Raw genomic sequence first — 26,211 nt, 5'->3', positions numbered from 1 at the left:
CGAGGGAACTTGTTAGGTTCGCGTTTGCCATGCTGTTGAGTCTCTGCGACCATGAAAAATGGCGGTCACTATCACTCGGCTTGATACAATGCGATAATACACAGCATAGGGAAAGCGACGCACCACCGATCGCCGAACATCGCGATAGACAACTGGATAGGACTCCGGCATCTGGCAAATTCGATCGAGCATTTCGTCAATACAGTCTAAAAACTCGTCACCAAGTCCTAGTTGCTGACTTTCATACCAAGTGTATGCTTCATCAACTTCTTCACGAACTTCTGGACGGAATACTAACGCATAATTCATAGTTTATTTTCGTGCTTTGACTGAAGCTTTAACTTCTTCCCAAGTCAGCACATTATCAGGATTTGCTTCAGAATCATCAATTCGGCGATCGAGTTCCTGCTTTTGAAAGTCTGTCAGGTCTGGGTGAACCTGTTCTGCCGCTATACTCTCTAAGATTGCTTGTACAAGACGAATCCGATCTTGAACACTGAGGGCGACGATCTGATTTAAAGTGCCTTTGAAATCCATAAATTTAAGTTAAGCGCCAAGGACTTAGTAGATTATTATAACTCAAAACCAACATCGAGGCATAGCCTCGGGATATGCGTTCCCAGGCAGAGTCTGGGAGCGAGGGAATAAATATCGCAATGTGAGTTAAAATAAGCAGATTATGTTTAGCAAACCTCTTTTAATCGCATTGTGAAAAACAAATCGCTTCCTTCATCGGTAACAGTCAAGCTAGGCAAATTTGTCTGGACATCAATGTGGCAATTAATGATGTCAAAACTAGCGCCGCCCGATCGCACGGGAGCATACATTCGCCCCAGCAGCAGTTTCCGCAACTTTGTCAGCAATGCACCAGACAACCCTCACGGGCCCGCTGCGGGACGGTATCGCCTCTTCGTGGGTAAAGGGTGCCCTTGGGCGCACCGCACTCTGGTGACGAGGGCGCTCAAAGGGCTGGAAGATGCGATATCCGTGTCTCTTGTCTATCCCTCGGAAGGGGGAATGTGGGTGATGGAGTCGGAGACTTTTGGCTGCAATACGGTGCCGGAACTTTACCAGTTGGCTTTACCGGGCTATCAGGGGCGGTGTACGGTGCCGGTGCTGTGGGATGACTCGAAAAAGACGATCGTCAATAACGAGAGTTCGGAAATAATTGTGATGCTAAACTCGGAGTTTAACGAGTTTGCTAGCAATCCTCAAATGGATCTTTATCCTCTGGATTTGCGAGAACAAATTGACGAGTGGAATGAGAAAATTTACCAATCGGTGAATAACGGCGTTTATCGCTGCGGTTTCGCCCAATCTCAAGCTGCTTATGACTCGGCTTGCAGTGAATTGTTTGCTGTTTTAGACGAGATCGATCGATCGCTCTTGAGGAGTCGTTATCTTTGTGGCGATCGGGTGACATTAGCAGACGTGCGGCTTTTTACTACTCTATTCCGTTTTGATGCAGTTTACTACAGCTTGTTCAAATGCAATGTGCGCCGCATTCAAGATTACGAGCATTTGGGAGCTTATCTGCGCGATTTGTACCAGTTACCGGGAGTTGCGGGCACTTGCGATTTGGAGGCTGTGAAGCGCGATTATTACGGCAATTTGTTCCCGCTGAATCCCGGCTGCATTATCCCCGCTGGGCCCGATCCGGCGAGTTTACTCAAAGCTCACGATCGCGCGGGTATCAAAAACCCGGTTTCTTCGTAAAATCTCGTGAGGATGCGTAAATTATTGTAGAAACCCGGTTTCTGGGATTTGGGGGTGATGTGTGAAGCCTCAGAAACCGGGTTTCTCTCCAAAATCTGGTGGGGATGGCAAAATTATCGCAGAAACCCGGTTTCTTGGACTACGCCCAGGGACTCAAAAACCCGGTTTAGCTAGTTTACTTAAACCTCACGATCGACAAAATATTGATGTTATTTTGTAGTGAGATTAAGCAATATTCAAAATCAAATTATGTCTGGCGATCGCCCTTTTATCTCAAAAGGCGATCGAACTTAATATACAAAAATCAAAACAAGGAATTGGCAATGTTAGAAACTGAGGGCGATCGGAGAGCACAGCAACGCATTGAACAGGCGTGACAAGAGGGAGCAATAACACTCGATCTTAGCGGTCTGGAACTGAGGGAACTGTCAGAGGCGATCGCATCCCTCACCCAGTTGCAATGGCTTGACCTCTCCTACAACCAACTGAGGGAACTGCCAGAGGCGATCGCATCCCTCTCCGAGTTGCAAGTGCTTTACCTCCTAAACAACCAACTAAAATGGTTGACACCATAATTGCTGTGGCTCTTGATTTAATTAATCCGAAACATCTCAAAAACTGGTTTACTAATTGCTGCTACTGTACCTCATAACATCCAGAAGTGCTGTATGTCGCCACATTTTTGGATATGACTACCAATTATTACGAACATAGGGGAATTCAGACGGTTGCTCGCCAATTGATCGATCGAGCCTACGCTGAAACATTATTCGCCAGAATGTAACCTCCTGCAATAAATACAATGCGAGGAGCTCTTTCATGCACCTCGCATTCCCAAGATTGCTGATTTTCTTCTGCTTAGTCTCAAGCCGACGCGCATCTTTCTAGATGAAACTGCTAGACACAAGCACAGTCAAAAACCGGTTTTTTTACAAAAATTCACAGCTTATAGTCGCAAAATAAAATAAAAAACCCGGTTTTTTTGCCTCAAAGCGACTTACTTTGTCGCAAAAAATACCTTACCTGTGAAGTCACCTAAAAAACGCGAGTAAAATTCAAAAATTAAGCAAAAACAACAGTGCGATTGCCATAAACCAAAACACGATTTTGTAAATGATATCGCACCGCCCTTGCCAAAACAACTCTTTCTAAATCTTTACCTTTGCGAACTAAATCCGACACTGCATCGCGATGACTCACGCGCACAACATCTTGCTCAATAATTGGGCCAGCATCTAGATCCGGCGTAACATAATGAGCTGTTGCACCAATGATTTTTACCCCTCTTTCATAAGCCCTTTCATAAGGATTTGCCCCTATAAATGCTGGCAAAAATGAATGGTGAATATTAATCACGTTGGGAAATTTTATCATAAAATTTTGACTTAGAATTTGCATATACTTCGCCAAAACTACTAAATCTATGTTATAAGTTTTAAGAACTTCCAACTGTCGTACTTCTTGAATAGCTTTATTATCTTTAGTGATGGGAATATACTCAAAATCTATACCGTATTGTGCAGCAATAGGTTTTAATTTTTCATGATTACTGATGATCAGCGGAATTTCACCCCAGATTTCTTGAGAGCGCTGCCGCCAAATCAAGTCTAACAAACAATGATCTTGACGACTTACCCAGATCGCAATCCGTCTAACCTTTGAGGAGAAATGTAATTGCCAATTTGCTTGTAAATCCTGAGCAATTTCACTAAAAGCTGGTGTAATTTCTTCGGTTTTTAAGTCGAAATCGTCTAATTGCCATTCCAGACGACTTAAAAACAATCCTGCGGTAAAATCAGTATGGTGATCCGCATGAATAATATTGCCATTATGGGAAGCGATAAAATTAGCAAGTAAGGCGACAAGTCCTTTGCGATCGGGACAGGAAATTAAAAGGGTTGCAGTAGCGCTAGTCATGGTATAATAGCAGTTTAAAGTTTACAGCTTACAGTTTACAGTATACGAGAATTACCTCGTTCCCAGGCTCTGCCTGGTAACGCAGATCCAGAGGCTCCGCCTCGTCTTGATTACCTCGTTTACCTCGTTCCCAGGCTCTGCCTGGTAACGCAGATCCAGAGGCTCCGCCTCGTCTTAACCCTTTACCTAGTTTTACCTAGTTTTACCTAGTTTTACCTAGTTTTACCTAGTTCCCAGGCTCTGCCTGGTAACGCAGATCCAGAGGCTCCGCCTCGTCTTAACCATCTAAAAAACCCTCGATCGCCACAATGGGCAGAAGCAGATACAAAGTAATATATTCCGAGAACCAACCGCACTTTGTCACCTGTACAATTATCAACTGGATTCCTATATTCATTCAGCCAGAAATAGCACAAATAGTCTTAAATTCCTTAAGTTTTCTGCAACGGGAGAAGCGCTTGGCTTTACACGGTTACGTGCTGATGGAAAATCACTTGCATTTAATCGTAACTTCTTCAGAACTGTCAACGCAAATGAGGAATTTTAAATCATTTACTGCTCGCTCTATAATTGACTTGCTTGAAAAAAACAAAACTACCAACATCCTGGAGCAACTCGAATTCTATAAAAAGCTACACAAAAAAGACCAAAAATACCAGCTATGGCAAGAAGGGTTTCACCCACAAGCTATTTTGAACGAGGAAATCCTGTTGCAAAAATTGGAGTACATTCACAATAATCCTGTCAGGCGCGGCTATGTGGACGATCCAGCTTGTTGGAGATATTCTAGTTATCGAAATTATATCGATCGCGATGGATTGTTGGTAGTTGATGTGATAGATTGTTGAGTCGGATGATTTATTTAGTTGAAGGAGCGAGGCAGAGAGAGCCTCTGGATCTGCGTTACCAGGCAACCAGGCAAGGGTTAAGGCGAGGCAGAGCCTCTGGATCTGCGTTACCAGGCAGAGCCTGGGAACGAGGGAGGGAGCGAGGCGGAGCCTCTGGATCTGCGTTACCAGGCAGAGCCTGGGAACGAGGGATATCTAAAAAACCAGGATTTAATTACCAGCTAAAATCTCTTCGAGTGCTAACTTCAGCGTCGGATACTGATATTGAAAACCGCTAGCTAAAGTTTGTTTTGGCAAAACTTTCTGCCCTTCCAAAACAACTTTAGCACCGTCTCCCAACAGCAATTCTAAAGCAAAACTTGGCACGGGCAACCAAGAAGGCCGCTTTAAAACTTCCCCTAAAGTTTGACACAATTCATTCATCCGCACCGGATTCGGTGCTGTCGCATTCAAAACACCTTCAACTTGCGAATTTTGCAAAGCGTACAAAATTAAATCAACCACATCCTCGCGATGAACCCAAGAAAACCACTGTTTTCCTGTGCCAATTGGGCCGCCAGCAAATAGTTTAAAAGGTGGCAGCATTTTTGCCAGCGCACCTCCCATTCCCAAAACTATCCCCAGCCGCAAAATTGCTAGCCTTGTACCGGCATTTTTTGCAGGTTGGGCGGCTGCTTCCCAGTCTTTGCAAACTGCTGCTAAAAAATCGTTTCCCGCGAGGCTCGTTTCGTCAAACTCAGCGGTTTCGCTGGTTCCGTAATAGCCGATCGCCGATGCGCTAACAAACACCGATGGTTTAGGATTAGCATTGACGATCGCCTCGACCAATTTTGCTGTCGTCAGTCTGCGACTGTCCAGAATTGCTTGCTGGCGCGCCTCCGTCCACTTTTCCTCCGCAATCGGAACCCCAGCTAAATTGACAACAGCGTCGCAGCCTGCGATCGAGTTTTGCCAATCACCAGACGACGCCGGAGTGTAGGCGACAACTTCCAAATTCGGATAAGCTGAAGGCGGAAAAACTCGCCCAGCCTTCGCCGCATCCCTGCTCAAAACCACCACTTGATGTCCGGCGGCTTGCAGTTTCTCCACCAGCCGGCTACCTACAAATCCCGTTGCTCCCGCGATCGCTACTTTCATCTTTCTTCCCGCACTTGATATCAACAGCAGTTTACACGATCGTCCAAACTTGTTTTGAATTATACAAAAATCAAGAGCAGCCTCGATCGCCTCCACACCAGCCAACTAGATTTTCATTAAACTGATAAAGGACGCGAGAATCAAAAACAATGCCTGCAAAAAAACCAAAGCTTCTAATTGCTGCCGCCGCCGTCGCAGCAGGTAGCGTCGCGGTCTACTTTTACTTCCAGGGTTTGAGCCAACAAATATCAAACCCTCAAGAAAGTGCCAAAGTTGTACCCGACGAAGCAACGATGGCCGCCTTCATCTCCCCCAATCCCCAAGCGCTGGCTCAGTTGCAGCAATTTGGTACGCCAGGGGCTCAAAAGTTGGTCGGTCAGGGTTTGAAGGCCTTTCAAGAACAAAGCTTGGCAGGCACTCAAATCGACTTTGACAGGGACTTAAAGCCGTGGTTGGGGGGGGTGATGGTGGCTTTGCTGCCGCCTGATGCTGCTGCCAAAACCGAGGCTCCTGAACTGCTGGTTGTAGTCAGCGTGAAAAATAAAATTAGCGCTTGGAATTTTGCGAATAAATTAAAATCTCAGCAAGGTGCAACAATTCAAGAAACTGAGTATAAAGGAGTTAAAATTTCGGAAATAGCAGAGCCAACCGGCAAGCGCTACAGTGTGGCTTTGCTGAACGACCAATTAGTGATGGCTCCTTTGAGAAAGCCTGTGGAATTGGCGATCGACACTTTTAAAGGAGCACCTTCCCTCGCTACCCAGCAGAGTACAACTAAGTTTTTTTCCGAGAGTGCTGGGGTAAAGAATCCGATCGCAACTATTTACATTGCTGATTATTCAGCCTCCATGCAGCAGTTGAAAGCTAATTTTTCCGATGATTGGCAACCGCTTTTGACCGTGATGCAGCAGTTCAAACAAGTCAAGTCTTTGGTTGCGGGAATAGGGGCGGACAGTTCGGGATTGAGGGTAAAAACCATCGCTCAGCTAGACCCTAAATTACCTGAGAAAAATTCGCCAACCTCGTCGAAATTGTTGTCGAGATTTCCCGGCGAAACTATTGCTTTAGTCGGCGGTAAGGGACTGGATAAAATTTGGTCGCAGGCGACGGCAGAGGCAAAAGATAGCCCGGAAGTCGATCGGGGTATTCAGCAGGTTCGCGATAGTTTTAAGCGGTTGGATTTGGATGCGGATCGCGATGTTTTTGGGTGGATGAATGGGGAATTTGCGATCGGGGCGATCGGTTCGGATCGAGGTATTTTGTCTCAGTTGGGGATGGGGGCGGCGATGATTTTTGAAACTAGCGATCGCCCTGCTGCAGAAGCAACCCTGAAAAAACTCGATGCGATCGCCAAAAGCAATCCTACAGTCAGCGTCGCCCCCAGACAAGTTCAAGGAAAGGAAGTTACGGAATGGAAAATACCCCAGCAAGGCACTTTATTCGGGCACGGTTGGCTGAATGAAAATTCTGTGTTTGTCGCTTTCGGCGGGCCTTTAGTTGATGTGATTACTTCGACGCCACCCCAGCCGCTAAGCAGCAGTCCGAGTTTTCAGGCGATCGCCACTTCTTTACCGCAAGCCAACCAAGGTTACTTTTACATAGATATGGAAAAAACCATGTCTTGGGCCAACCGTTATTTACTCGCAGTACAGCCCAATTTAGTTTCGCCACCAGTGGCTGATTTGCTCAATTCTCTCCGAGGAGTTAGCGTAGCGACAACTTCGACAGAACCGACAACTGCTAAGCTTGAAATGCTGTTTGCCTTAAAATCTCACAATTAGGCGATCGGGAATTGGGAATTGGGAATCGGGAATTGGTAATTGGCGATCGGGAATTGATAATTTTTCTATCCATTAAATCCATTACAAAATCCGTTGCCCAACTTATTTCGATCCGTTACATCCCGTACACAACTTCTTCCCTCTTCCTTCTTCCTGATGACTGATGACTGATGACGGCAGGAGGGCGGGCACGCACCATCCACCGCCCCTACTGACTAATAACCAATAACTAATAACAAATAACCAATAACCAATAACCAATAACTAATAACTAATAACCAATAACCAATAACCAATAACCAATAACCAATAACTTCTCAAAAAAAAGTTGCTGCCTCTCCAGGGAGGGCAGCTACTCAAATAAAGCATTTTAATGTCTCTCAAAACTTATAGATTAACCTTCAGACATTCCCGACTTATTCGGCAATTGCAAGTCATCAGGATCTACATAGTGACAAACTGCTTTGTCCATGCAAATCAAGGCCCAGCCGGATTTATCGATGCTCATCAATTTGTAAGAAGCTGGCTGAATAAAGAAACCTTTGTGGTTGCGGGTAGCTGGTTTGATGTTAACGTGGCTGTCGTTGCTCATATCGTTACAACTCCTAGTTATTTATGGTAGTCAAGTCTAAAAACCGTTGAGCGGGTTTGTCGATCGTCTAAGTCTTCAAATACTAGCACTGACTTTCTGAGTTTTCCATAAAGTTATTTATTGATTTATTACGAAATCGTAATAAATTCCCAACCTTATTTCCTTGATCCCCGCTCACAACTCGGCTTTTATCCGCAGTTACGGCTCTAAAAGCCACTGCTTGACACGGGCGAGACTCTTCCAGTCCGGTTTTCTGCTTAATCCGTCTTCAAAATTTTTTTTAACTTCGTCCAGCAACTCTTCGGAAGCCATCAGAAGTTGCTGAGCGACTTCTACGTGGGGACGCACTCCTTTTTCTTTAAGATCGAGGATCGCGACTGCCAGGTTGATGCGAGCTTGGGGGTCGTGAGGGTTCAGTTTAACGGCTGTTTTGGCGGCTTTTTGAGCAGATGTGGGTTTATTTTCCAAGAGGTACAGCCACGAGAGGCTAGCCCAGGCGTTGCCATTTTTGGGAGCTTTTTCGCACACTTCTTTGAACACGGGGATCAGATTGGCAGGGGCTTCGCCAGCTTGGTAGCGATCGAAACCTTCTTTAAACAATTCTTCTGGAGTCATGCGATTTGAGATTGAGAATATGAGATTGGGAATGTTGGATCGATCGAACAGGGCATGGCACAATTAATAACTTTCGGTGCCACGCCCTATTTTAAGTTTAGGTAGAAAAAGAACTACCGCAGCCGCAAGTCTGAGTAGCGTTGGGGTTGGTAAACTTAAACCCGCCCCCGATCATGGCATCGCTGAAGTCTAGCACCAAGCCGTAGAGATAAAGAATGCTTTTGCGATCGCACACTACCTGAAAACCATCGTAGTCAAACACCTCATCGTCGGATTTCACAGTGCTCGGGTCTGCGAAGTCCATCACGTAAGACATACCAGAACAGCCGCCCTGGCGCACCCCTACCCGCAAGCAGAGGTCTGTACCTTGTTTTTCTCGAAGAGCTAAAACTTGACGGACAGCAGAGTCCGTCATTTGAATCCCTCGCTTTTGTGAAATGGCTTGAGTCATAATTTGCCGAACTCCTGAGACTGTCTAATGCTAAGAGTTTAATCTTATCCCTCTATTGTACAGGGAATTAGTCAGTAGTCGGTTGGCAGTTGGCAGTTGGCAGTTGGCGGTTGGTTGGCAGTTGGCGGTTGGCAGTTGCCGGTTGGCAGTTGGCGGTTGGCAGTTGGCTGGTGGCTGGTGGCTGTTGGCTGTTGGCGTTAGCTAATAACCACTGCCAACTAACCACTAACCACTAACCACTGCCAACTGCCAACTAACCAGTAACCACTGCCAACCGCCAACTAACCACTGCCAACTAACCACTGCCAACTAACCAGTAACCACTGCCAACTAACCACTGCCAACTGCCAACAGCTTGATGTCCTCTCCCCCCATAGGGTTTATGATTGAGAAGCAGCGGTTGACCGGCTACCGGCACCGCAACAATGCTTCACCCAACGGGCTTACTCTATGGCAGCGCTGAATCGCTCTACTCTTCGTCGGTTACAAAACTTACCTCAAATTCCCAGCGTGTGGGAGGGCGACCGCCGACCCTTATCTAATGCTGACTCGCACATGATGCTAGAGGACGACAACGATCCCGAAGCTGGTGGCGAGTGCATTCTCTGGGTGGACGGCTCTGAAGGCGTCGTGAGGGCTATGGACGTGGTAGGGCCAGATGCCGGCCCAGAGGCGATCGTCCGGGCTCTGCTGCGAGCAATGGAACATCCCCAAAGTCCGGCTCCCGCAGTCCGCCCCCAAAAAATAGTAGTCAAAAACCGAGAAATTCAATTTTACCTGCGCGGCGTACTTCAAGATTTGGCAATTTCCATTGACTACGTACCGGAATTGCCCCTAATTGACGAAATCTTTCGGGGAATGGAAGAGGTCGCTGTGAATCGACCTCCCGAATTACCCCCTCAGTACGCCGAAGTTCTCATGGAAAAAGCCGCTCAAATTTGGCATGATGCTCCGTGGCGGACTTTGAGAGAACACCAAATTATATCTATTGAAATCAATCAGTGGGATGTTGCCAGCCTCTACGTGTCTGTATTGGGACAAGGCAGAATGGATTACGGAGTTTTGCTGTACCGTTCTCTAGAATCCTTGAAGCGGTTTCGAGAGCGAGTCGTCAACGATGAGTCTTTTGAAGATTTAGAACAGGCTTTTTTAGGACAGGACTGTTTGTTTCTCACCTTTGAAAGTGCAGCCGATTTTGATGAAGATGATGAAGACGACGAAATTGATTTAGCCGATTTGCCTCCATCGGAAATTGAACCGAACTTTGGTAATTTGCATCCTTTAGAAGGATTGCGATCGATTCTTTACGAAGAAGAAGCTCTGACGATGTTAGTTGCTCTCGAAGCATTTCATCGCTTTTTCCGCAACAGTCGCCGGAAATTGGGAGCAGATACATTTCCCACTCTCAGCAGTCGCTACCGCATCCCCGTTCCGCAGCCTGATGGAGAAATTCAGCAGATATCCGTTAAAGTTTCGACAATGCCCGAGGTATCTGTCGAATTATTAGAGATGCTCGACGATGACGATGATGATGATGAGGATGATGAATTTGAAATGCCACTGTTGCGGGACGATTTGGTGCCGCCAAATTCATTCTTGAGTCTCGGTGTCGTACCTTGGCAAACGGTAGAGTTTCTGCGAGGAAATGCCCAGTTTCACCAAAGTGCAGAAGTTGATATTAATGCCGACGGAGACGGTTTGCCTGTGGTGATGATCCAAACTTCCAATCCGAAGGCAAAAACTATGATTCAGGATTTGAAAGAAGCTGGAGGGGTCAAGGCAATTTGTTTTAATCCGGGCGAAGATCCTTTTCAAGACGAGCAGTACGATTTGGGTATTTTGCAAGCTCAAAATGGAGAACTCTATTTATTTGGGGAGTTTAATGAAAACGACCCGGTGCATCAGGAAGCTCGCAAAAAATGGGAGCACCGCTGTCAGTTAACGAACGGTTGGTGCGGTTTGGTGATTGCTAAAGGCTTGATGGGTGCTTCTCGCGGTCAGCCTCAATTTAAGGATATGATCGCTTTATTTGAGGTGCGCTGGGTATCTGCTAAAGACCTGGGAATTGGCCCGCTTGAGTTGATGCCGATGTTTTGAAGGAAGAGGTGATATTTGATGGTTGATGGTTGATAGGAAAAGTTGATATAGCCTTTCGAGCGAAAGATGAGGTACTGTCGGCAATAGGGCATAGGCAAAACCGGGCATAGGGCATACCTCACTTTTTTGAGAAAGGTTATATCAGGAATAAGGAAGAGGAAAATGTAAAAATCATGTATGGTGCAGCGCACCATAGTTGTTTAATTCTTAGATTTATTTCTCAAAACTAGAAAATTGTTGTAGTCAAATACTATAAATTTAGGAATGAGAATTTAATAATTTAAGTGATTGCTCGTTACTAAACCCTTCCTGGTAATTGTTATGGGGCGATGAAGAGCCTCCTTCGATCTTGCAATTTACGGGAGAGAGGACTGTAGGAGTTGCTGAAGTTATTAAGTTTTCGATCCTTAGTTGTTTTGACCGCGAGGAGATGAGAGGTCTATTAAATGAACTTAAAAAAAAACAACCAAGAAATGCAGCGATTAGTAGGTGTAAATTATGAGTATCTAGAATAATTAATAGAACTCTGTACCCAACTATATCAAACAATTTTCTCCGCAGAGCCAGACATCCCCGCAATCCGCAACGCCACGGAATTCAAGGGATTAATTCTGCAGCTCAAAAACCGGCTGCAAAAACTGCACATTGATTTAATTACCGATATACCGCTGGAATTGCGGCTAACAAATTTGGCGGTGGATGGAGAAGATTTGTTGCAGGCGGTGCAGGATGGGATTGGGGGGATTGGTGCGTGATTTTGGGGGTTTCGGCACTCCGAAAGTCCGGTAGGGGTTGAAATCTCTGGCGGATTTTCGGGTTGTGCAATGCCTAAGTGCGATCGAGCAAAAACAGATACGAACAAATTCTTTAACCTACAATATTAATTCACCAAAGCCATCACGCTCGCCTCCCCCAAGACTCCCAAACCATGTCCAAGCCCAAAAAGACCACCACCAAAACCTACACCGAAATCAACCTCAGTGACCCGCAATACTACTTCAACCGAGAACAAAGCTGGCTGGAATTCAACAACCGCGTGCTCCACGAAGCCCTAGACCCCCGCACGCCCCTCCTAGAAAGACTCAAATTTCTCGCTATTTTTAGCTCAAACCTAGACGAATATTTTATGGTGCGCGTGGCGGCACTCAAGCAGCAAGTAGAAGCAAAAGTCAGCAAATTGACCTCCGATGGCAGCAAGCCCCAAGAACAGCTAGATGGCATCTACAAGCGCTTGTTGCCGATGGTTACACAACAACACGCCTATTTTGACCAAACCCTGCGGCCGAAATTAGTAGCAAACGGCATCCACATTCTCGACTACATCGACCTCAATCAAGAACAGCGCAATTACTTGCACCGCTACTTCCAAGAACAAGTATTTCCCGTACTCACACCCTTAGCAGTTGACCCCAGCCACCCATTCCCTTTCCTTTCCAATCTCAGCCTCAATTTAGCAGTTGTTGTCAGAGACCCGAACACCCAGGAGGAATTGTTTGCCCGCGTCAAAGTACCGCAGGTTTTGCCTCGATTTTTGCAGCTACCGGGGGATTTGCAGTGGCAGCAAAAAGGCAAGTCTCCTGTGTGGACGGGGGTACCTCTAGAACAGGTAATCGCGCACAATTTAGAGGCTTTGTTTCCGGGGATGGACATTCAGGAATATCACCCGTTCCGCATTACTCGCAATGCTGATTTGACTGTGGAGGAAGATGAGGCGGAGGATTTGCTGCTGGCTATAGAACAGGAACTCCGCAAGCGTCGGTTTACAGGTTCTGCGGTGCGCCTGGAAATTCAAGCGGTTATGCCGCCTGCTGTGCGAGATATGTTGAAGGATGAGTTGGATCTCGGGGAGCAGGATGTTTACGTCGTAGAGGGGCTGCTAGGCCTCAAGGATTTGATGTCTTTTGTCGGGCTGCCGGTGCCGGAACTGAAAGACCCCCCGTGGACTCCGGTGGTGCCGCCGCGCTTGCGGAATTCGCAATCGCCAGTTTTAGGCAAATCGATGTTGGATGTTGAGGATGGTGAGGATATTTTCACGACTATCCGCCAGGGAGATGTGATGCTGCACCATCCCTATCACTCGTTTGCGGCGACGGTGCAGCGGTTTATTACTGAGGCGGCGCACGATCGCTCCGTGTTAGCCATTAAGATGACTTTATACCGCACTTCTGGTGATTCGCCGATCGTCAGTGCCTTAATTGAAGCAGCGGAAAACGGCAAGCAGGTAGCCGTTTTAGTCGAGCTTAAAGCCCGGTTTGACGAAGAAAATAATATTAATTGGGCTCGCAAGTTAGAACAAGCTGGAGTGCACGTTGTTTACGGTTTGGTGGGACTAAAAACCCACACCAAGATTGTGATGGTAGTGCGCCGCGAGGACGGATTTATTCGTCGCTACGTCCACATCGGCACGGGAAATTACAACCCGAAAACGGCTGGACTGTATACTGATGTGGGTTTGTTGAGTTGTCGCGAAGATTTGGGTGCGGATTTGACGGACTTGTTTAATTATTTAACCGGTTATTCGCGGCAGATATCTTATCGAAAATTGTTGGTTGCGCCGGTCAATATGCGCGATCGATTTTTAGCATTAATCCGCCGCGAGGCAGAATTCTGTCGGTCGAATGGTGATAGCGGCATGGGTAGCTGCGGCCGGATTGTTGCTAAAATGAATGCTTTAGTTGACCCTCAAATCATTGTTGCTTTGTACGAAGCTTCGCAAGCGGGAGTTAAAATTGATTTGATTGTGCGGGGGATTTGCTGTTTGCGTCCGGGCGTTGAGGGTGTTAGCGAAAATATCAAGGTTATCAGTATTATCGGCCGCTTTTTAGAGCATTCGCGGATGTTTTATTTTTTCAACGGTGGCGACGAAGAGGTGTATATTGGTTCTGCTGACTGGATGCAGCGCAATCTTACAAGACGGGTTGAGGCGATCGTCCAAGTGGAAGATCCGACTATAGTGATGGAGTTACAAGAAATTTTGGGTGTGATGTTGGCGGATAACCGTCAAGCCTGGGATTTGCAGCCTGGGGGACACTATTCTCAGCGGCGGCCGCCTGCTAATAACCCGGAGGTTAGTTCCCAACAGATTTTGATGGATATGGCGATGAATTAGTTGTTAGTGGTTAGTTGTTAGTGGTTAGTTGTTAGTGGTTAGTTGTTAGTTGTTAGTTGTTAGTTGTTAGTAAAATTTGCAGTTAGCAGTTGTCTGTTCTTGTTACCTAAGCTATTGTGCATTTAATTTTCAATGTCATGGCGGGTTCTGGGGGCCACAAAATTTTTACTAACATAACTATAAAAATTAAATGCGCTGCCGCTTAGCTAACAACTAATGACTAATGACTGATGACTGTTGACTGTTGACTAACAACTAACAACTAACAACCAACAACTAACAACTAACAACTAATGACTAATGACTAATGACTATTGACTGCTTAACTGTTAAAAGTACGCTTAAATTCTTCTAACAAATCGTCAATTTCCTCGATCGCCTGACTGACATCGATTCTCAGAGCTCCCAAGTCCGATCGGTCTAACAGCCGCACGAGAGATTCCCGCTTGATTTCGATTTCTGCTACGCGCTCTTTAATTGTCTGTGCATCCATTGTTTTTCGCCTTTGCTACTATTAACAAAAATATTTGACATTCCCCCTGCGAACAGACGAGAATTTTTAATTCGCCGACATAGATTTCTGAGTTCGTCCTTCACTGTTTTTTATATTGTAAGTGACGAACGCGATCGGGGTTTTTGAATCTGTGTTATATTTTGATTGTACCTCAAAAAATTAGCTAAACTTCAACGCAGAAAAGGCGGACGTTTAGAATCTGCGGGTTTATTTTTCATCACTTCAGTTAAAAATCGCTTCAGAGCTTTCTCGCGATTTTTCATAAAAGCCGACCAAAATCCCGGTTGATATTCGTCCATCGTCTTGGCTAGGGCCCAGACATCGATCGCTAAGATATTATAAAGCCTTTCATCTTCGCGTTTGAGCGAGTTAATCTGCTCTAGAACCGACTTGTTTGTTACCGCAGTTTTTCTGTCTTCGTCTTTGATCATGTCCGAAAATTGGTTGAAAGGGCAAGATGGTCGATCGCGAGTTCAAATCTCTATACTTTAATGATACTGCCGATCTCGATTGCCTTCTGGAACCCGCGCCACACAATTTACACGGATATTTACCAGTCGCAAGGCCGCTGGGGAAAGCGGGATAAGTTTTGGCGACGAGAGACAAGATTGTGCGTGCACAGCCCTCCCGCCCTTATTGACGCTAGCAGTTTTCGCAGGTGTTTTGGCAAAAAAACTAAATTTTTTCCATACTTTTTGCCCGATAATAATTAAAGTATCTTGTTTCTGTCGGACTACTTACCTCACGAATATGTTACGTAAAACTTCTTTAGCAAGCCTAGCCTTAGTTGTGGGCGGTATCCTAGCAGTAGTCGGGTTCTATGCCTACTTCACCGACAAACCTACCCTAAATCTAGCCGGCTTTTTTTATGGAATTCCGCTGTTGTTGGGAGGATTGGCGCTGAAAGCAGCCGAACTCGAACCAGCCGAGTTCACCGAACCCACCTCTGGCGAAGTTCTCCTTCTGCGAGAAAGTCAAGCCACGGAGACTCAAAACCAAGTCCGCAAAGATATCACCCGATTTCGCTACGGCCAACCCGCGCACTTAGATGATGCTCTGGAGCGCTTGGGGCTGGCCCCGACAGACGAGGAACGGCCTGTCCTCCAAGGGTTGCGGGAAGTAGATGTGGATGGTGCTTACGGGTTAATTCTAGAGTTTTATTCGCCGCTGATACCGATCGAAGTTTGGGAAGAAAAGCAAGAAAAAATAGCTAAATTCTTTGGCCCGGGTTTGGATGCAAAAGTCACTCAAAAGCCTGATGAAAAAATTGAATTGGCTTTAATTAAAAATACTGAAGCTTAAAGTATGCTTAAGTTTTGAAGGCGAAAATTTTGAAGTCAGCAATTAATAATTAATCCTGCATCGGCCCAGATACTCAATTTAGCGGCAGCTTGAAACCTGTCGCTATCAGCAAAAGCTCGATCGGCAAAGGGGCGATCGACCAAATTGGATTTTCCTTAACTACAATAATGGTGGAGAAGCGATCGGCAATCTTAAATCAGGAGAAGCACAAATGGTTTCGTCCCAGAGTAGGATAGGTATTATCGGCGCAGGAACATCAGGAGCTTATCTGGCAATTCTGCTGATTCAACAAGGGTTTCAGGTTGATTTGTTTGAAAAAGCACCCCATCCGCGCACCGATGGCTGCGGTATCCTGATCGTACAAGCAGGTATGGAAGCGCTGCATCAAGGAAACCCTCAAATTAGCCAGAAAATTATTAACTCAGGCGATCGAGTCAAAGTATTCGAGTTTCGCAACCTGCGGGGCGGTGTCATCAATTCCGAACCCGTCACCTACGAAGAAAATGAACTCCCAGGAATGCTGGTACACCGCAAAGCTATTCTAGAAGCACTCCTCGACGAGTTACCGCCTGACACTATTCATTTTAATGCGGAATTAGCATCGATCGCCCAAACCGAGCACAGTGCGATCGCCCACTTTAAAGACGGCACTAAATGGGAAGGCGACCTGTTAATTGGTGCCGATGGAATCGTCTCAAAAGTTCGTCAATTTATAGTTCCCAACGTAGAACTATTCTATTTAGGCGATATCGTTTGGCGAGGAATAGTCGAAGATAATAGCTTCTGTCCCGAAGGAAACTTTTTTGTGTATGTACGCGGTAGGGGAATTTATGCCAACTTCTTTCACATTGGTGGAGGTCGCACTCATTGGGGTTTCTTTATTGAAAAAGAGCGCACAGAATCCGAAATGGGGAAGCTGCAACCTAATAATATTACCATTCCTCCCGAAGAACTAGCAAAACTCCCAGACGACGCGCGAAAACTGATTGAATCAACCCCAGTCGAAAATATTGTCTGTCGTTTTTCCTATGACATTGACCCCCTACCAAAAATCTATGATGGTCGTGTTATCTTAATAGGAGATGCGGCCCACGCCAAAAGTTCCACACGCGCTAGAGGAATGACTTCTGGTTGGGAAGATGGTTTGTATTTAACCAAACATCTCGCAGAGAGTGCGAATATTCCCGAAACGCTCGAAAAATTCCAAACCGAAAGATTACCGATTGTCCACGAATATCAACGTACTAGCCGTGAAATGAGTCTAAAAATAGGTCGCCGCTAGAAATAGCAAATAGGAGCAATCCCGATGTCAGAAAATATATCTTACCCTCCTGATTTAGAAAAAGTACCGGAAATTTTCACACGTCACATTGGCACTTGGCAAGGCGAGTACATTAAAACCGATACTCGCGGACATTTTTCTCGCAGCTTCTTCGGAAATTTTACCGTAACGATTGAAGGAAGTCACTACCGACAAATTAATAATTACCAATACTCAGACGGTTCTCGCCTCCAGCTTAATTTTCAAGGAGAGTTTGAAAATCTGATTTTGAAACTGTCTTCTAGCAGTTATTCTGATTTTGCAGCAATTGCGTGGGATGCGGGCCAAGAAACCGTTTGCTTTCGGGCAACTAAAACCCAAGATAACGAACTGATAACCTTCGTTGAAACAATGACATTACTCAGCGAAAATCAGCGAGTTCGCAGCACTCAAGCCTTTAAAAATGGCATTTTTGATGGTATCTCCTTTATTGAAGAAATACGTTTGCCCTAAACAAATTAAACACAGCAAAAAACGCCCAACTTCTCAATAGAAATATTATTTCTCTCTTTCCTCTTTCTCTGCGCTCTCTGCGCCCTCTGCGGTTCATTGCAAATAAAATTGCTATAGTGCAAAAATCAAACTAAACAAAGTCAATCAGCATTAACAAACAAGCGAGAACGAGTAATAAAACGCTCTCCATCCGGCCCTTCCAGGGAAAAATCGCTGCCTCCGGGCCCGGATGCTACGTCTATAATTAACTGCGTGTGTTTCCAATATTTGTATTGCTGCGCTGCAATATAAAAAGGACAACCGCCTATTTCGCCCAGCAATACGTCACCATCACCGATTATCAATTCCCCATCGGGAAAGCACATGGGCGAACTACCGTCGCAGCAGCCGCCGGATTGGTGAAACATCAATTCTCCGTGTTGAGTTTTGAGATAGTTGATTAATTTTAAAGCGGCTTCTGTTGCGGTGACTTTTGGGATGGTTTCCATTTTATCCGGTTTTTATGGCAGTTTTATTTTGTTTGTGAATGAGATTTTTTTTTATTAACCGCAGAGGGCGCAGAGAAGGAGAGGAAAGAGAGAAAGAAGGAGTTGACGAATCATTGAAGTTTGTTCTTCTTCCTTTTTCCTTCCCAATGACTAAAACTTTAGAAAAAACCTAAAGCTTTCGGGCTGTAGCTGACTAACAAATTCTTAGTTTGTTGGTAATGATCCAACATCATTTTGTGATTTTCGCGGCCGATTCCAGATGATTTGTAGCTGCCGAAGGCTGCGTGGGCGGGATACAAATGATAGCAGTTTGTCCACACGCGGCCTGCTTGAACGGCGCGGCCCATGCGGTAGGCGGTGTTGATGTCGCGAGTCCAAACTCCTGCACCTAAACCGTAGAGAGTATCGTTGGCAATTTCCAATGCTTCGGCTTCGTCTTTGAAGGTGGTGACTGCTAATACTGGGCCGAAGATTTCTTCTTGGAAAATTCGCATTTTGTTGTTTCCTTTGAAGACTGTCGGCTGGAAGTAATAGCCTTATTGCAAGTCGCCGGATAGGATGTTTCTTTCGCCACCTATCAGACATTCTGCGCCTTCGGCGTGTCCGATTTTGACGTATTCGGCGATTTTTTCCATCTGGTTGGTGGAGACTTGCGCGCCTAGGGCGGTTGTCGGATCTAAGGGGTTGTCTTGTTTGATTTGGCGGATGCGATCGATCGCCCTTTCCATGAATCGATCGTATATTGACTCCTGAATTAACGCCCGCGAAGGACAGGTGCAAACTTCGCCTTGGTTGAAAGCAAACATCACAAATCCTTCGACTGCTTTGTCGAGGAATTCGTCGTCTTGGGCGCAGACATCTTCAAAGAAAATGTTGGGGGATTTGCCGCCTAATTCTAGTGTTACGGGGATCACGTTTTGGGAAGCGTACTGCATAATCAGCCGGCCCGTAGTTGTTTCGCCGGTGAAGGCTACTTTGGCAATCCGGGGGCTGGTGGCGAGGGTTTTGCCGATTTCGGCACCGGGCCCGTTGACGACGTTGATTGTGCCATCCGGTACTAAGTCGGCGATGATTTCCATCAGTACCAAGATTGAGGCGGGGGTGGGCCCGGCTGGTTTGAGGACTACGCAGTTGCCGGCGGCGAGGGCTGGGGCGAGTTTCCAGGCGGCCATTAGGATGGGGAAGTTTCAGGGGATGATTTGTCCGATGACGCCTAGGGGTTCGTGGAAGTGGTAGGCGACGGTGGTTCCGTCGAGTTCGCCGATCGACCCTTCTTGAGTTCGGATGCAGCTTGCGAAGTAGCGGAAATGGTTGATCGCCAGCGGGATGTCTGCTAGGCGGGTTTCGCGAATTGGTTTACCGTTGTCCCAGGTTTCGGCGATGGCGAGGCGATCGAGGTTTTCTTCCATGCGATCGGCTATTTTGTGCAACACCCGCGCCCTGTCTGCTGGGGAAGTCTTACCCCACTTGTCTTTTGCGCTGTGGGCGGCATCCAGTGCCAATTCTACATCCTCGGCGCTCGATCGGGGGATTTGACAAATTGATTTTCCTGTAATTGGAGAAAGGTTTTCCGAGTATTTTCCTTTCATCGGCGCTACCAACTTACCGCCGATAAAGTTGTCGTAACGAGCTTGAAAAATCGACTGATTGCCGGATTGAAAAGGTGCTGCTACTACCATTTTATTACCTGATTTAAACTTATTTTTGCGAAGGTTTTAAATCTCTTAAATATCAACTATCGTTTATTTTTTATAACTTCGCTCATTTACTATACATAATTTTACATTATGAAAGTATTTAAGATTAAAGTATTTTGTGGATTTCCCAGTCTAACCCATAACCTGTGGGACTTAGTACGGACTAAAGTCCGCACTACGAACCTTATTAATTGCGATCGACCAACCGGAGATGATTATACTCGCGAACGAGACAGCTTTGAGAGCATAATTCCCCAGTTACCCAATTTGAGACAGCAACTATTAATTAAGTGTGCCTGAGCGGAATCTCTATCGTAAATTTAGTACCTTTCCCAGGTTCAAAAACATACTTCAACTCTCCTTTATGCTGCTCTACAATTATCCGATAGCTGGCAGCAAGTCCCAATATGCTGCTGTCTTCTATAGGTTTTGTTATCAAAAATGAATCAGAAATTTGCGCGGCAATATTTGGGCTAGTTGCCATGTCGTTATCAGCAATTTCAATAGCAATCCGCTGAGTATCTATCACCTTAGTGCCAATCACAATCATCGGCTTAAATTTGACCGATTCCGACTCCCCCAGCTCTTGACTAGACTCTTCTAAAGTATCGATCGTGTAATTGATAATATTCAGAAAAGCTTGATTGAGCTGACCTGCGTAACACTCAATTTGCGGCAGATTTCCGTATTGCTTTATCACCTTGATATCCCGCCTCCCCTCGCGGGCCGGTAAGCGGTGCTGCAACAATAACAGAGTGTTTTCTAAACCGTCGGAAATATCAAATAACTGCCAGCCAGAGCGATCGCTGCGGGAAAAATCCTGTACCGATAAGATAATTTGCCGGATGCGATCGCTCCCGGTTCGCATGGAACTCACAATTTTTAATAAATCGTCGAGTACAAATTCTACATCCATATCTTGCTGTTTTTGCAGAATCTCCGAGTCGGGATTGACTAGGTATTTTTGATACAATCGCAGCAGTTCTATTAAATCGGTAGCGTAAGTTTGGACGTGAGTGAGATTGCTGTAAATAAAAGTAATGGGGTTGTTAATATCGTGGGCGATACCAGATACCAATTCCCCTAAACTAGACATTTTTTCAGTTTGCAGCATTCGCTCGCCCGACAGTTGCAATTTTTGCTGAGTGCAATCCAACTCCAGCCTCAAATCCCGCGCTCGCTTCCCCGCGCGTACCCGCCCCAACAATTCCTGCTTAACTATCGGTTTAAACAGGAAATCGTCAATCAGCCCCTCCAATTCTTGAACTTCTGCAAATTGCTGTGGTGTTGTCAGCAGCACAAAATAAGTAGCCGCCAATTCTCGCTCGGCTTTCACCAACCGGCACATCTCCAACCAGTTGATTTGAGGCGAATTCCCGTCGCAAACGATCGCATCCGGGGAGAATTCCCTCGCCAAATCTAAACCATCCTTACCGTCGAGGGCGACTCTCACTTGATGTCCCTCCCTCTCCAGTAACTCTTGCACGACTTCAAAAGTCGCAGCATCCGCGATCGTCAAAATCTTTGCCATAACACCATCTCCACAACTTATTCTTTAGGATACAGCCACCAGAATTGCACAGCGTTTAATCACATTGGATTCTTAGCTTACGCTTCTTTTTTTTAATTCACTTCTACTTGTTTTTTAACAGCTCCTAACTTTTCATTAATATAATATTGTCACCACAGTTACCAAACCCCAGCCGAGAGTCACCATCACCGCCAGCCAGCTTTTTTATTATAATAAAAGCGTAACTTTACTGCAAAATTACCAGCGGAAAAAGAAACTTTAAACCAAGCGTTTGAGACGGGGAAGACGGGAGCATCTCCTGCATTGCAATAAGCGAGTACAATAAGCGAGCGAGGACGCTCGCACTATTATATATCAATGCAAAACACCAGATGCTCTCAGCCAAACTTTCTCTAGGCAGGGCTAATTAATTCTTACTAAACCCGCCAGGGAATAAATTTCCTGTCTGCAAGGGAAAGTCGTCAGTCGCCGACTAAAATACTGATTTATAGTTAGTCGCCGACGACTTGGGAGCATCTCATTTTTGTACAAAGCATTTTTTTATTATAGTGCGAGTAGCCCGATCGCAAGTATATCCTCGCGAGCGGGGACAGCACTATAATTACACGCAAAACACCCGATGCTCCCGACGACTTTCACTATAAGATTTTGGTTCAGTAAAACCCGGCCTGGCTATAGCTTTAAGGAGAATAAATTAACCCGGTTTTTCTGGCTGCGATGCAGCGCACCTTACACCAGTATGACACCGAAAAATATCTTTCTGGAATCATTTAAAATTGCAGCAACAATTAGCAGTCGGCAATTAGATATTACTTCGACAATTCGACGTTGAGTTCGTTCACTACACGGCGTTTCAACGGGAGGGATTTTTCTCGGGGCAGCAAGTCGAATACTTTCCGAAAGGCATCGTCTACTTGTTCAAACGGTATTTGTCCTTTCTCGTTAAAAACTACTTTTCCAGATTGGTCTAAAATGACGGTTTGAGGTACAAAACCTTCGTAATAATGACCGGGTTCGGTGAGTTCTGGTGACGGTTGCGGAGGCAAAGAGTCAACGCTTATCGGCATAAAATCGGCTTCGCGGCCGTAAAATTCCTGGAGTTGAGAAACGACGATCGCGTATTGCTTGCTGTCGCTGCTGTCGTCTGTGTAAAACACTAACAATGCCGGTTTGTTGCGTTTGAAAGAATCTGTAAGCTTGACTTTAGGAGGAACTAGGGAACCGTTGCCGGCGTAGAGGGCATAGATAGTGCCGTCGAAGCGATCGTCCGTGAGACTTGCGAAGGCTGGCGGTGTGCCGGCGAACAGTATCAAGTTAAAGGCGATCGCCACTGTTAAAATACTGGCTGACAAGATTCGCCGCAGCAAGCGGATGCCAGAATCAGCATTAACAGTTAATTTTTTGGATGCAGAAAATATCATAGGTTGTTGGCAGTTGCTGTAAGCTGGCTTCATCAAAAACAAAAACTTTTTTAAGTTTATCAGCAAATGTATGCAAATGTTCCTGAGTAGGTTAAAGTAGTTGGGAATAGACTATGATAATTTGCTTGTTGTTGCGATCGACCGCCCGGATCTCAATTAATGCAAAAAGTATGTTGTTATAGTACCATCCCCCCGATCGAGTATCGTATATTCTCCCTAGGGGGCGACAAAACAACAAATTCAAAACTGAGATGCTACCCTACAGACAAGGCGATTCAACTGACAAAATATCGCTATTTGGGCTTTTCAGCGGAGGGCTGGAAGTTTCCGCACCACAAGAAAAATTATTTGTTGTGGGCTTGACTTCTAGCTTCTGAAAATAGTGCAAAATGTCCAATTCAACTGATAACTAGAAACAGACAACTAATGATAGCTTTGCTTGACGCATTCCTCGCCCAAACGCCCGCTGCTGATGTTGGCGGGCCCGCTCCACTCAATTTGGTGCAGACGATTGTTTTAGGAATTGTACAGGGATTAACGGAGTTTTTACCAATTAGTAGCAGCGCTCATTTGAAGGTAGTGCCGATCGCCCTGGGATGGGGCGATCCGGGGGTTGTTTATACTGCTGTGATTCAGTTAGGCAGCATTGTCGCCGTGCTTTGGTATTTCTGGAAAGACTTGACAAATATAACTCTGGGTGCAGTCAACGCTGTGGTGCAGCGCGACTACAAATCGCAAGAGTTTAAAATGGCATTGGGGATTGCTTTGGGAACAATACCTATAGTCTTTTTTGGGCTGCTAATCAAGATATTTGTTCCAAATTTTGACAAATCGCCGCTGAGGAGTTTGGCAAGCATCGCCATTGCTTCGATTTTCATGTCGCTGCTGTTAGCAATAGCCGAAAAAATTGGCACGCGCGATCGCACTTATGAAAAATTAACCGTCCAAGATGGGATTTTGATGGGGTTAGGTCAAGCAATGGCATTGATTCCGGGGTGTTCGCGATCGGGTTCTACCCTAACAGCAGGATTGTTTATGGGACTGGAAAGGGCCGCCGCCGCGCGGTTTTCTTTTCTATTAGGAATTCCGGCAATTACTCTGGCTGGATTAGTGGAATTGAAGGGTGCTTTGAGTTCAGGAATCGACAGTGCTGGACTTGTGGCTTTGATAGTGGGAACGATTTCGGCCTTTGTGTTTTCCTATTTGTCTATCGCGTGGCTGATGAAGTTCCTGCAAACTCAGAATACGTGGGTATTTGTGTGGTATCGGCTGGCCTTTGGCGTGGCTATCTTGACCGCGCTTGCAGGTGGAGCATTGAGAAATAGTTAATAGGTGAAATAAGCTTAGCAGGAGCGATTTTAGCCGCTCCTGCCCTACAAAATAGCAGCAAACAAGGACAGAATTAAACTATGAGCGCACATCAAAAATCCATCATCGACCAATTCACCCGTCAGGCTGTGCCATTCTCCAACTTATACGGCCATACAAATCAAGAATCTCTGGATTTATTGATAAAAATGGCCAACGTATCTGACAAGGATACAGTTCTAGATGTTGCTTGCGGCCCCGGTATTGTTGCTTGTGCTTTTGCGGCAGTTTCCCATCACGTTACTGGCATCGATTTAACACCAGCAATGCTAGAACAAGCCCAGATTTTGACCGAGCAAAAAAATTTGACTAATCTCTCGTGGTTGCAAGGCGATATCGAGACGTTACCGTTTCCCGATGATAGTTTTTCCATTGTGCTGAGTCGTTACGCTTTTCATCATTTTTTACGGCCGGATGTTGTGCTGTCGGAGATGGTTCGGGTGTGTCGGGCGGGCGATCGCATTTTGATTGCTGACGTGGCAATGCCACCGGAAAAAGTTGATGCTTACAACTATATTGAAAAGCTGCGCGATCCATCTCATACTCGCGCCTTGACTCTGGAAGAGTTGCCTAAATTAGTCGCGGATGCCAATATTCAAAATGTTAAGTTGGCATTTTATAAGGTAGAATTAGAGCTAGAACAGCAGTTAGCTGCTTCTTTCCCAAACCCCGGCGATGACGATAAGCTGCGACAAATTTTTAGAGATGATATTGGTGTTGACAGTCTGGGAATTGGCGCACATTTGCGAGGCGATGCAATTCATTATGCGGTTCCCATCGCTGTGATTGTGGGGGAAAAAGCAAAGTGATAGTTAACAAGTAAAGGGAGCATCTCAGTTTGGCAAAAAGATTTTTTTTGTAGTGAGAGCGTCCCCGCTCGCGAGTGGTACAATATGCGAGCGGGGACGATCGCACTATAAATGCAAAACTGAGATGCTCCTACTGGTGGCAAAAATCAATTAAAATTAAATAATTTCTCCTACACCAAGCTGCACAATTCTATTTTCGCCGAGGCTAAGCGATGTCTACCGAAAAATTAGTTAACTGGCTCGAATCAAACACCGAATTAGGCATATTATCCCGCGAGATTTTACAGGCGATCACCCACCAGCCCTCAATACTTTTTCCGCCGTCAGTTTCAACCCTGGAAAAGTTGGAGAAACGATCGCCTGATTGCCTCGAAGCTTCTGAATTTCATACTCTCCATCCACTAGAGTACAGATCGAGAGGGTAGGCTGTTTGGGTTTCCCTATGTGTCGAGTACCCCCCAATCCTGCGTAGTCTGCAATCCAATATTCGGGGATGCCTAAAGCCGCATAGTCTTCAACCTTACGGGCATAATCGTTTTGCCAGTTGCTACTCACAACTTCAGCCACAAATTTAATCGAACTACCTAAAGTCAGGATCGACTGTTCAGACCAAAGCAGTTCTTTGGGAAGTTCCTCTCGATTGACAACTGCAATGTCAGGTCGAAATGCTGTCATACTACTATTAGAAGGGCGCAATAGTCCCCGCTGAAGGACAAACCAAGGCAAACCTATTCCGTCGATCTGAACACAGATTTTTGTGGTAATGAAGGCTGCAACTTCTTCATGCGGGCCTGTGGGTTCCAAATCAAACACCTCTCCATCGATCAGTTCATAGCGGTTATCGCCACCATAACGATCGAGAAACTCGTCAAAGCTGAGTGGCTTCTGTTGTATTGGTTGGTCGATCGCAATGGTCATAAGTCAACTTAGCCCAATCAATGCCTTCAGTCTACCAGAACAAATAGACTGGTTGGGTTATAAATTCAAAAAACTCTGAAGTCAAAAGCCTAGCAAGCCTTTTAGCGGTTATTGTCTCGAAGTGCC

The 26,211-nt window shown here is 45.7% G+C and carries 26 protein-coding genes and 1 pseudogene; 13 read left to right on the top strand and 14 right to left on the bottom strand.

What is annotated here, in order from left to right; all coding sequences use genetic code 11:
* Positions 1-12: 12 nt before the first annotated feature.
* Together QT998_RS12235 and QT998_RS12230 are read right to left on the bottom strand one after the other, a co-directional pair.
* Positions 13-309: a type II toxin-antitoxin system RelE/ParE family toxin gene (locus QT998_RS12235; RefSeq protein ID WP_172187606.1), complete on the bottom strand. Its 297-nt coding sequence runs from the start codon at positions 307-309 to the stop codon at positions 13-15.
* A 3-nt stretch (positions 310-312) separates the two neighbouring features.
* Positions 313-537 carry an addiction module protein gene (locus QT998_RS12230; RefSeq protein WP_333092869.1) on the bottom strand — a complete coding sequence of 75 codons (225 nt, stop codon included), beginning with the start codon at positions 535-537 and terminating at the stop codon, positions 313-315.
* Positions 538-771: 234 nt separating this feature from the next.
* Here QT998_RS12230 and QT998_RS12225 point away from each other — a divergent pair, with 234 nt between their 5' ends.
* Both QT998_RS12225 and QT998_RS27490 read left to right on the top strand, forming a co-directional pair.
* On the top strand, positions 772-1,716 hold the full coding sequence (locus tag QT998_RS12225; protein ID WP_333116987.1) for a glutathione S-transferase family protein: 945 nt from the start codon (positions 772-774) through the stop codon (positions 1,714-1,716).
* A 389-nt stretch (positions 1,717-2,105) separates the two neighbouring features.
* Positions 2,106-2,291: a leucine-rich repeat domain-containing protein gene (locus tag QT998_RS27490; protein ID WP_442921610.1), complete on the top strand. Its 186-nt coding sequence runs from the start codon at positions 2,106-2,108 to the stop codon at positions 2,289-2,291.
* A 487-nt stretch (positions 2,292-2,778) separates the two neighbouring features.
* Here QT998_RS27490 and purU read toward each other — a convergent pair whose 3' ends face one another.
* Positions 2,779-3,633, bottom strand: coding sequence for a formyltetrahydrofolate deformylase (purU, locus tag QT998_RS12220; protein WP_333092871.1), 855 nt, complete (start codon positions 3,631-3,633; stop codon positions 2,779-2,781).
* A gap of 308 nt (positions 3,634-3,941) precedes the next feature.
* Here purU and QT998_RS12215 point away from each other — a divergent pair, with 308 nt between their 5' ends.
* Complete coding sequence (locus tag QT998_RS12215; RefSeq protein WP_333092872.1) at positions 3,942-4,481, top strand: REP-associated tyrosine transposase; 540 nt, start codon at positions 3,942-3,944, stop codon at positions 4,479-4,481.
* A 210-nt stretch (positions 4,482-4,691) separates the two neighbouring features.
* Here the strand turns inward: QT998_RS12215 and thyD are convergent, their stop codons facing one another.
* Positions 4,692-5,618, bottom strand: a complete 927-nt coding sequence (gene thyD / locus QT998_RS12210) for a thylakoid membrane protein ThyD (RefSeq protein ID WP_333092893.1) — start codon at positions 5,616-5,618, stop codon at positions 4,692-4,694.
* Between the two features lie 149 nt (positions 5,619-5,767).
* On the opposite strand from thyD, the gene QT998_RS12205 reads away from it, so the two are divergent.
* Positions 5,768-7,399, top strand: a complete 1,632-nt coding sequence (locus QT998_RS12205) for a DUF3352 domain-containing protein (protein WP_333116896.1) — start codon at positions 5,768-5,770, stop codon at positions 7,397-7,399.
* 394 nt (positions 7,400-7,793) lie between these two features.
* On the opposite strand, the gene QT998_RS12200 is transcribed toward QT998_RS12205, so the two are convergent.
* From QT998_RS12200 to QT998_RS12190, 3 genes are all read right to left on the bottom strand, one after another.
* Positions 7,794-7,991: a hypothetical protein gene (locus tag QT998_RS12200; protein WP_172187588.1), complete on the bottom strand. Its 198-nt coding sequence runs from the start codon at positions 7,989-7,991 to the stop codon at positions 7,794-7,796.
* A gap of 198 nt (positions 7,992-8,189) precedes the next feature.
* Positions 8,190-8,606: a tetratricopeptide repeat protein gene (locus QT998_RS12195; protein WP_194066269.1), complete on the bottom strand. Its 417-nt coding sequence runs from the start codon at positions 8,604-8,606 to the stop codon at positions 8,190-8,192.
* A 97-nt stretch (positions 8,607-8,703) separates the two neighbouring features.
* On the bottom strand, positions 8,704-9,057 hold the full coding sequence (locus QT998_RS12190; RefSeq protein WP_194011029.1) for a HesB/IscA family protein: 354 nt from the start codon (positions 9,055-9,057) through the stop codon (positions 8,704-8,706).
* Positions 9,058-9,139: 82 nt separating this feature from the next.
* Between QT998_RS12190 and QT998_RS12185 the strand changes: the two genes are divergently transcribed.
* The 3 genes from QT998_RS12185 to ppk1 all read left to right on the top strand — a co-directional run bounded on the left by QT998_RS12185 (position 9,140) and on the right by ppk1 (position 14,263).
* A complete protein-coding gene (locus tag QT998_RS12185) occupies positions 9,140-9,262 on the top strand; it encodes a hypothetical protein (RefSeq protein WP_333218018.1) in 123 nt (40 codons plus the stop codon).
* Between the two features lie 245 nt (positions 9,263-9,507).
* Entirely contained in the window at positions 9,508-11,154 is a 1,647-nt protein-coding gene (locus QT998_RS12180) for a DUF6930 domain-containing protein (RefSeq protein WP_333092875.1), read from the top strand.
* Between the two features lie 928 nt (positions 11,155-12,082).
* Positions 12,083-14,263: a polyphosphate kinase 1 gene (gene ppk1, locus QT998_RS12175; RefSeq protein WP_333092876.1), complete on the top strand. Its 2,181-nt coding sequence runs from the start codon at positions 12,083-12,085 to the stop codon at positions 14,261-14,263.
* A 322-nt stretch (positions 14,264-14,585) separates the two neighbouring features.
* On the opposite strand, the gene QT998_RS12170 is transcribed toward ppk1, so the two are convergent.
* Together QT998_RS12170 and QT998_RS12165 are read right to left on the bottom strand one after the other, a co-directional pair.
* Complete coding sequence (locus tag QT998_RS12170; protein WP_194061315.1) at positions 14,586-14,756, bottom strand: hypothetical protein; 171 nt, start codon at positions 14,754-14,756, stop codon at positions 14,586-14,588.
* A 191-nt stretch (positions 14,757-14,947) separates the two neighbouring features.
* Positions 14,948-15,208, bottom strand: a complete 261-nt coding sequence (locus QT998_RS12165) for a hypothetical protein (protein WP_194011035.1) — start codon at positions 15,206-15,208, stop codon at positions 14,948-14,950.
* Positions 15,209-15,527: 319 nt separating this feature from the next.
* Here QT998_RS12165 and QT998_RS12160 point away from each other — a divergent pair, with 319 nt between their 5' ends.
* The 4 genes from QT998_RS12160 (at position 15,528) to QT998_RS12145 (ending at position 17,853) form a co-directional block, all read left to right on the top strand.
* Positions 15,528-16,079 (top strand): DUF2854 domain-containing protein, encoded by a 552-nt coding sequence (locus tag QT998_RS12160; RefSeq protein ID WP_333092877.1) that lies wholly within the window; start codon positions 15,528-15,530, stop codon positions 16,077-16,079.
* A gap of 89 nt (positions 16,080-16,168) precedes the next feature.
* Positions 16,169-16,315, top strand: a complete 147-nt coding sequence (locus QT998_RS12155) for a hypothetical protein (protein ID WP_333092878.1) — start codon at positions 16,169-16,171, stop codon at positions 16,313-16,315.
* On the top strand, positions 16,291-17,361 hold the full coding sequence (locus QT998_RS12150) for an FAD-dependent monooxygenase (protein WP_333092879.1): 1,071 nt from the start codon (positions 16,291-16,293) through the stop codon (positions 17,359-17,361). Before QT998_RS12155 ends, QT998_RS12150 begins: the two co-directional genes overlap by 25 nt.
* A gap of 24 nt (positions 17,362-17,385) precedes the next feature.
* Positions 17,386-17,853 carry a hypothetical protein gene (locus QT998_RS12145; protein WP_333092880.1) on the top strand — a complete coding sequence of 156 codons (468 nt, stop codon included), beginning with the start codon at positions 17,386-17,388 and terminating at the stop codon, positions 17,851-17,853.
* 140 nt (positions 17,854-17,993) lie between these two features.
* On the opposite strand, the gene QT998_RS12140 is transcribed toward QT998_RS12145, so the two are convergent.
* The 4 genes and pseudogenes from QT998_RS12140 to QT998_RS12125 form a co-directional block, all read right to left on the bottom strand.
* Positions 17,994-18,341 (bottom strand): DUF779 domain-containing protein, encoded by a 348-nt coding sequence (locus QT998_RS12140; RefSeq protein ID WP_333092881.1) that lies wholly within the window; start codon positions 18,339-18,341, stop codon positions 17,994-17,996.
* Positions 18,342-18,499: 158 nt separating this feature from the next.
* Positions 18,500-19,930: pseudogene (locus QT998_RS12135) on the bottom strand (aldehyde dehydrogenase family protein).
* A 394-nt stretch (positions 19,931-20,324) separates the two neighbouring features.
* Positions 20,325-21,569, bottom strand: coding sequence for a sensor histidine kinase (locus tag QT998_RS12130; protein WP_333116899.1), 1,245 nt, complete (start codon positions 21,567-21,569; stop codon positions 20,325-20,327).
* An 809-nt stretch (positions 21,570-22,378) separates the two neighbouring features.
* Positions 22,379-22,990 carry a thylakoid membrane photosystem I accumulation factor gene (locus QT998_RS12125; protein WP_333116901.1) on the bottom strand — a complete coding sequence of 204 codons (612 nt, stop codon included), beginning with the start codon at positions 22,988-22,990 and terminating at the stop codon, positions 22,379-22,381.
* A 426-nt stretch (positions 22,991-23,416) separates the two neighbouring features.
* On the opposite strand from QT998_RS12125, the gene QT998_RS12120 reads away from it, so the two are divergent.
* Together QT998_RS12120 and QT998_RS12115 are read left to right on the top strand one after the other, a co-directional pair.
* Positions 23,417-24,319 (top strand): undecaprenyl-diphosphate phosphatase, encoded by a 903-nt coding sequence (locus tag QT998_RS12120; RefSeq protein WP_333092884.1) that lies wholly within the window; start codon positions 23,417-23,419, stop codon positions 24,317-24,319.
* 80 nt (positions 24,320-24,399) lie between these two features.
* Complete coding sequence (locus tag QT998_RS12115; RefSeq protein WP_333092885.1) at positions 24,400-25,167, top strand: class I SAM-dependent methyltransferase; 768 nt, start codon at positions 24,400-24,402, stop codon at positions 25,165-25,167.
* 291 nt (positions 25,168-25,458) lie between these two features.
* Here QT998_RS12115 and QT998_RS12110 read toward each other — a convergent pair whose 3' ends face one another.
* Positions 25,459-26,085, bottom strand: a complete 627-nt coding sequence (locus tag QT998_RS12110) for a Uma2 family endonuclease (RefSeq protein ID WP_333092886.1) — start codon at positions 26,083-26,085, stop codon at positions 25,459-25,461.
* Between the last annotated feature and the right edge of the window lie 126 nt (positions 26,086-26,211).

The organism is Microcoleus sp. S1D4 (assembly GCF_036700765.1).
Classification (GTDB): Bacteria; Cyanobacteriota; Cyanobacteriia; order Cyanobacteriales; family Microcoleaceae; genus Microcoleus.
Note: the sequence above shows the minus strand (reverse complement) of the source record. Positions and strands in the feature narration are given on the sequence as shown.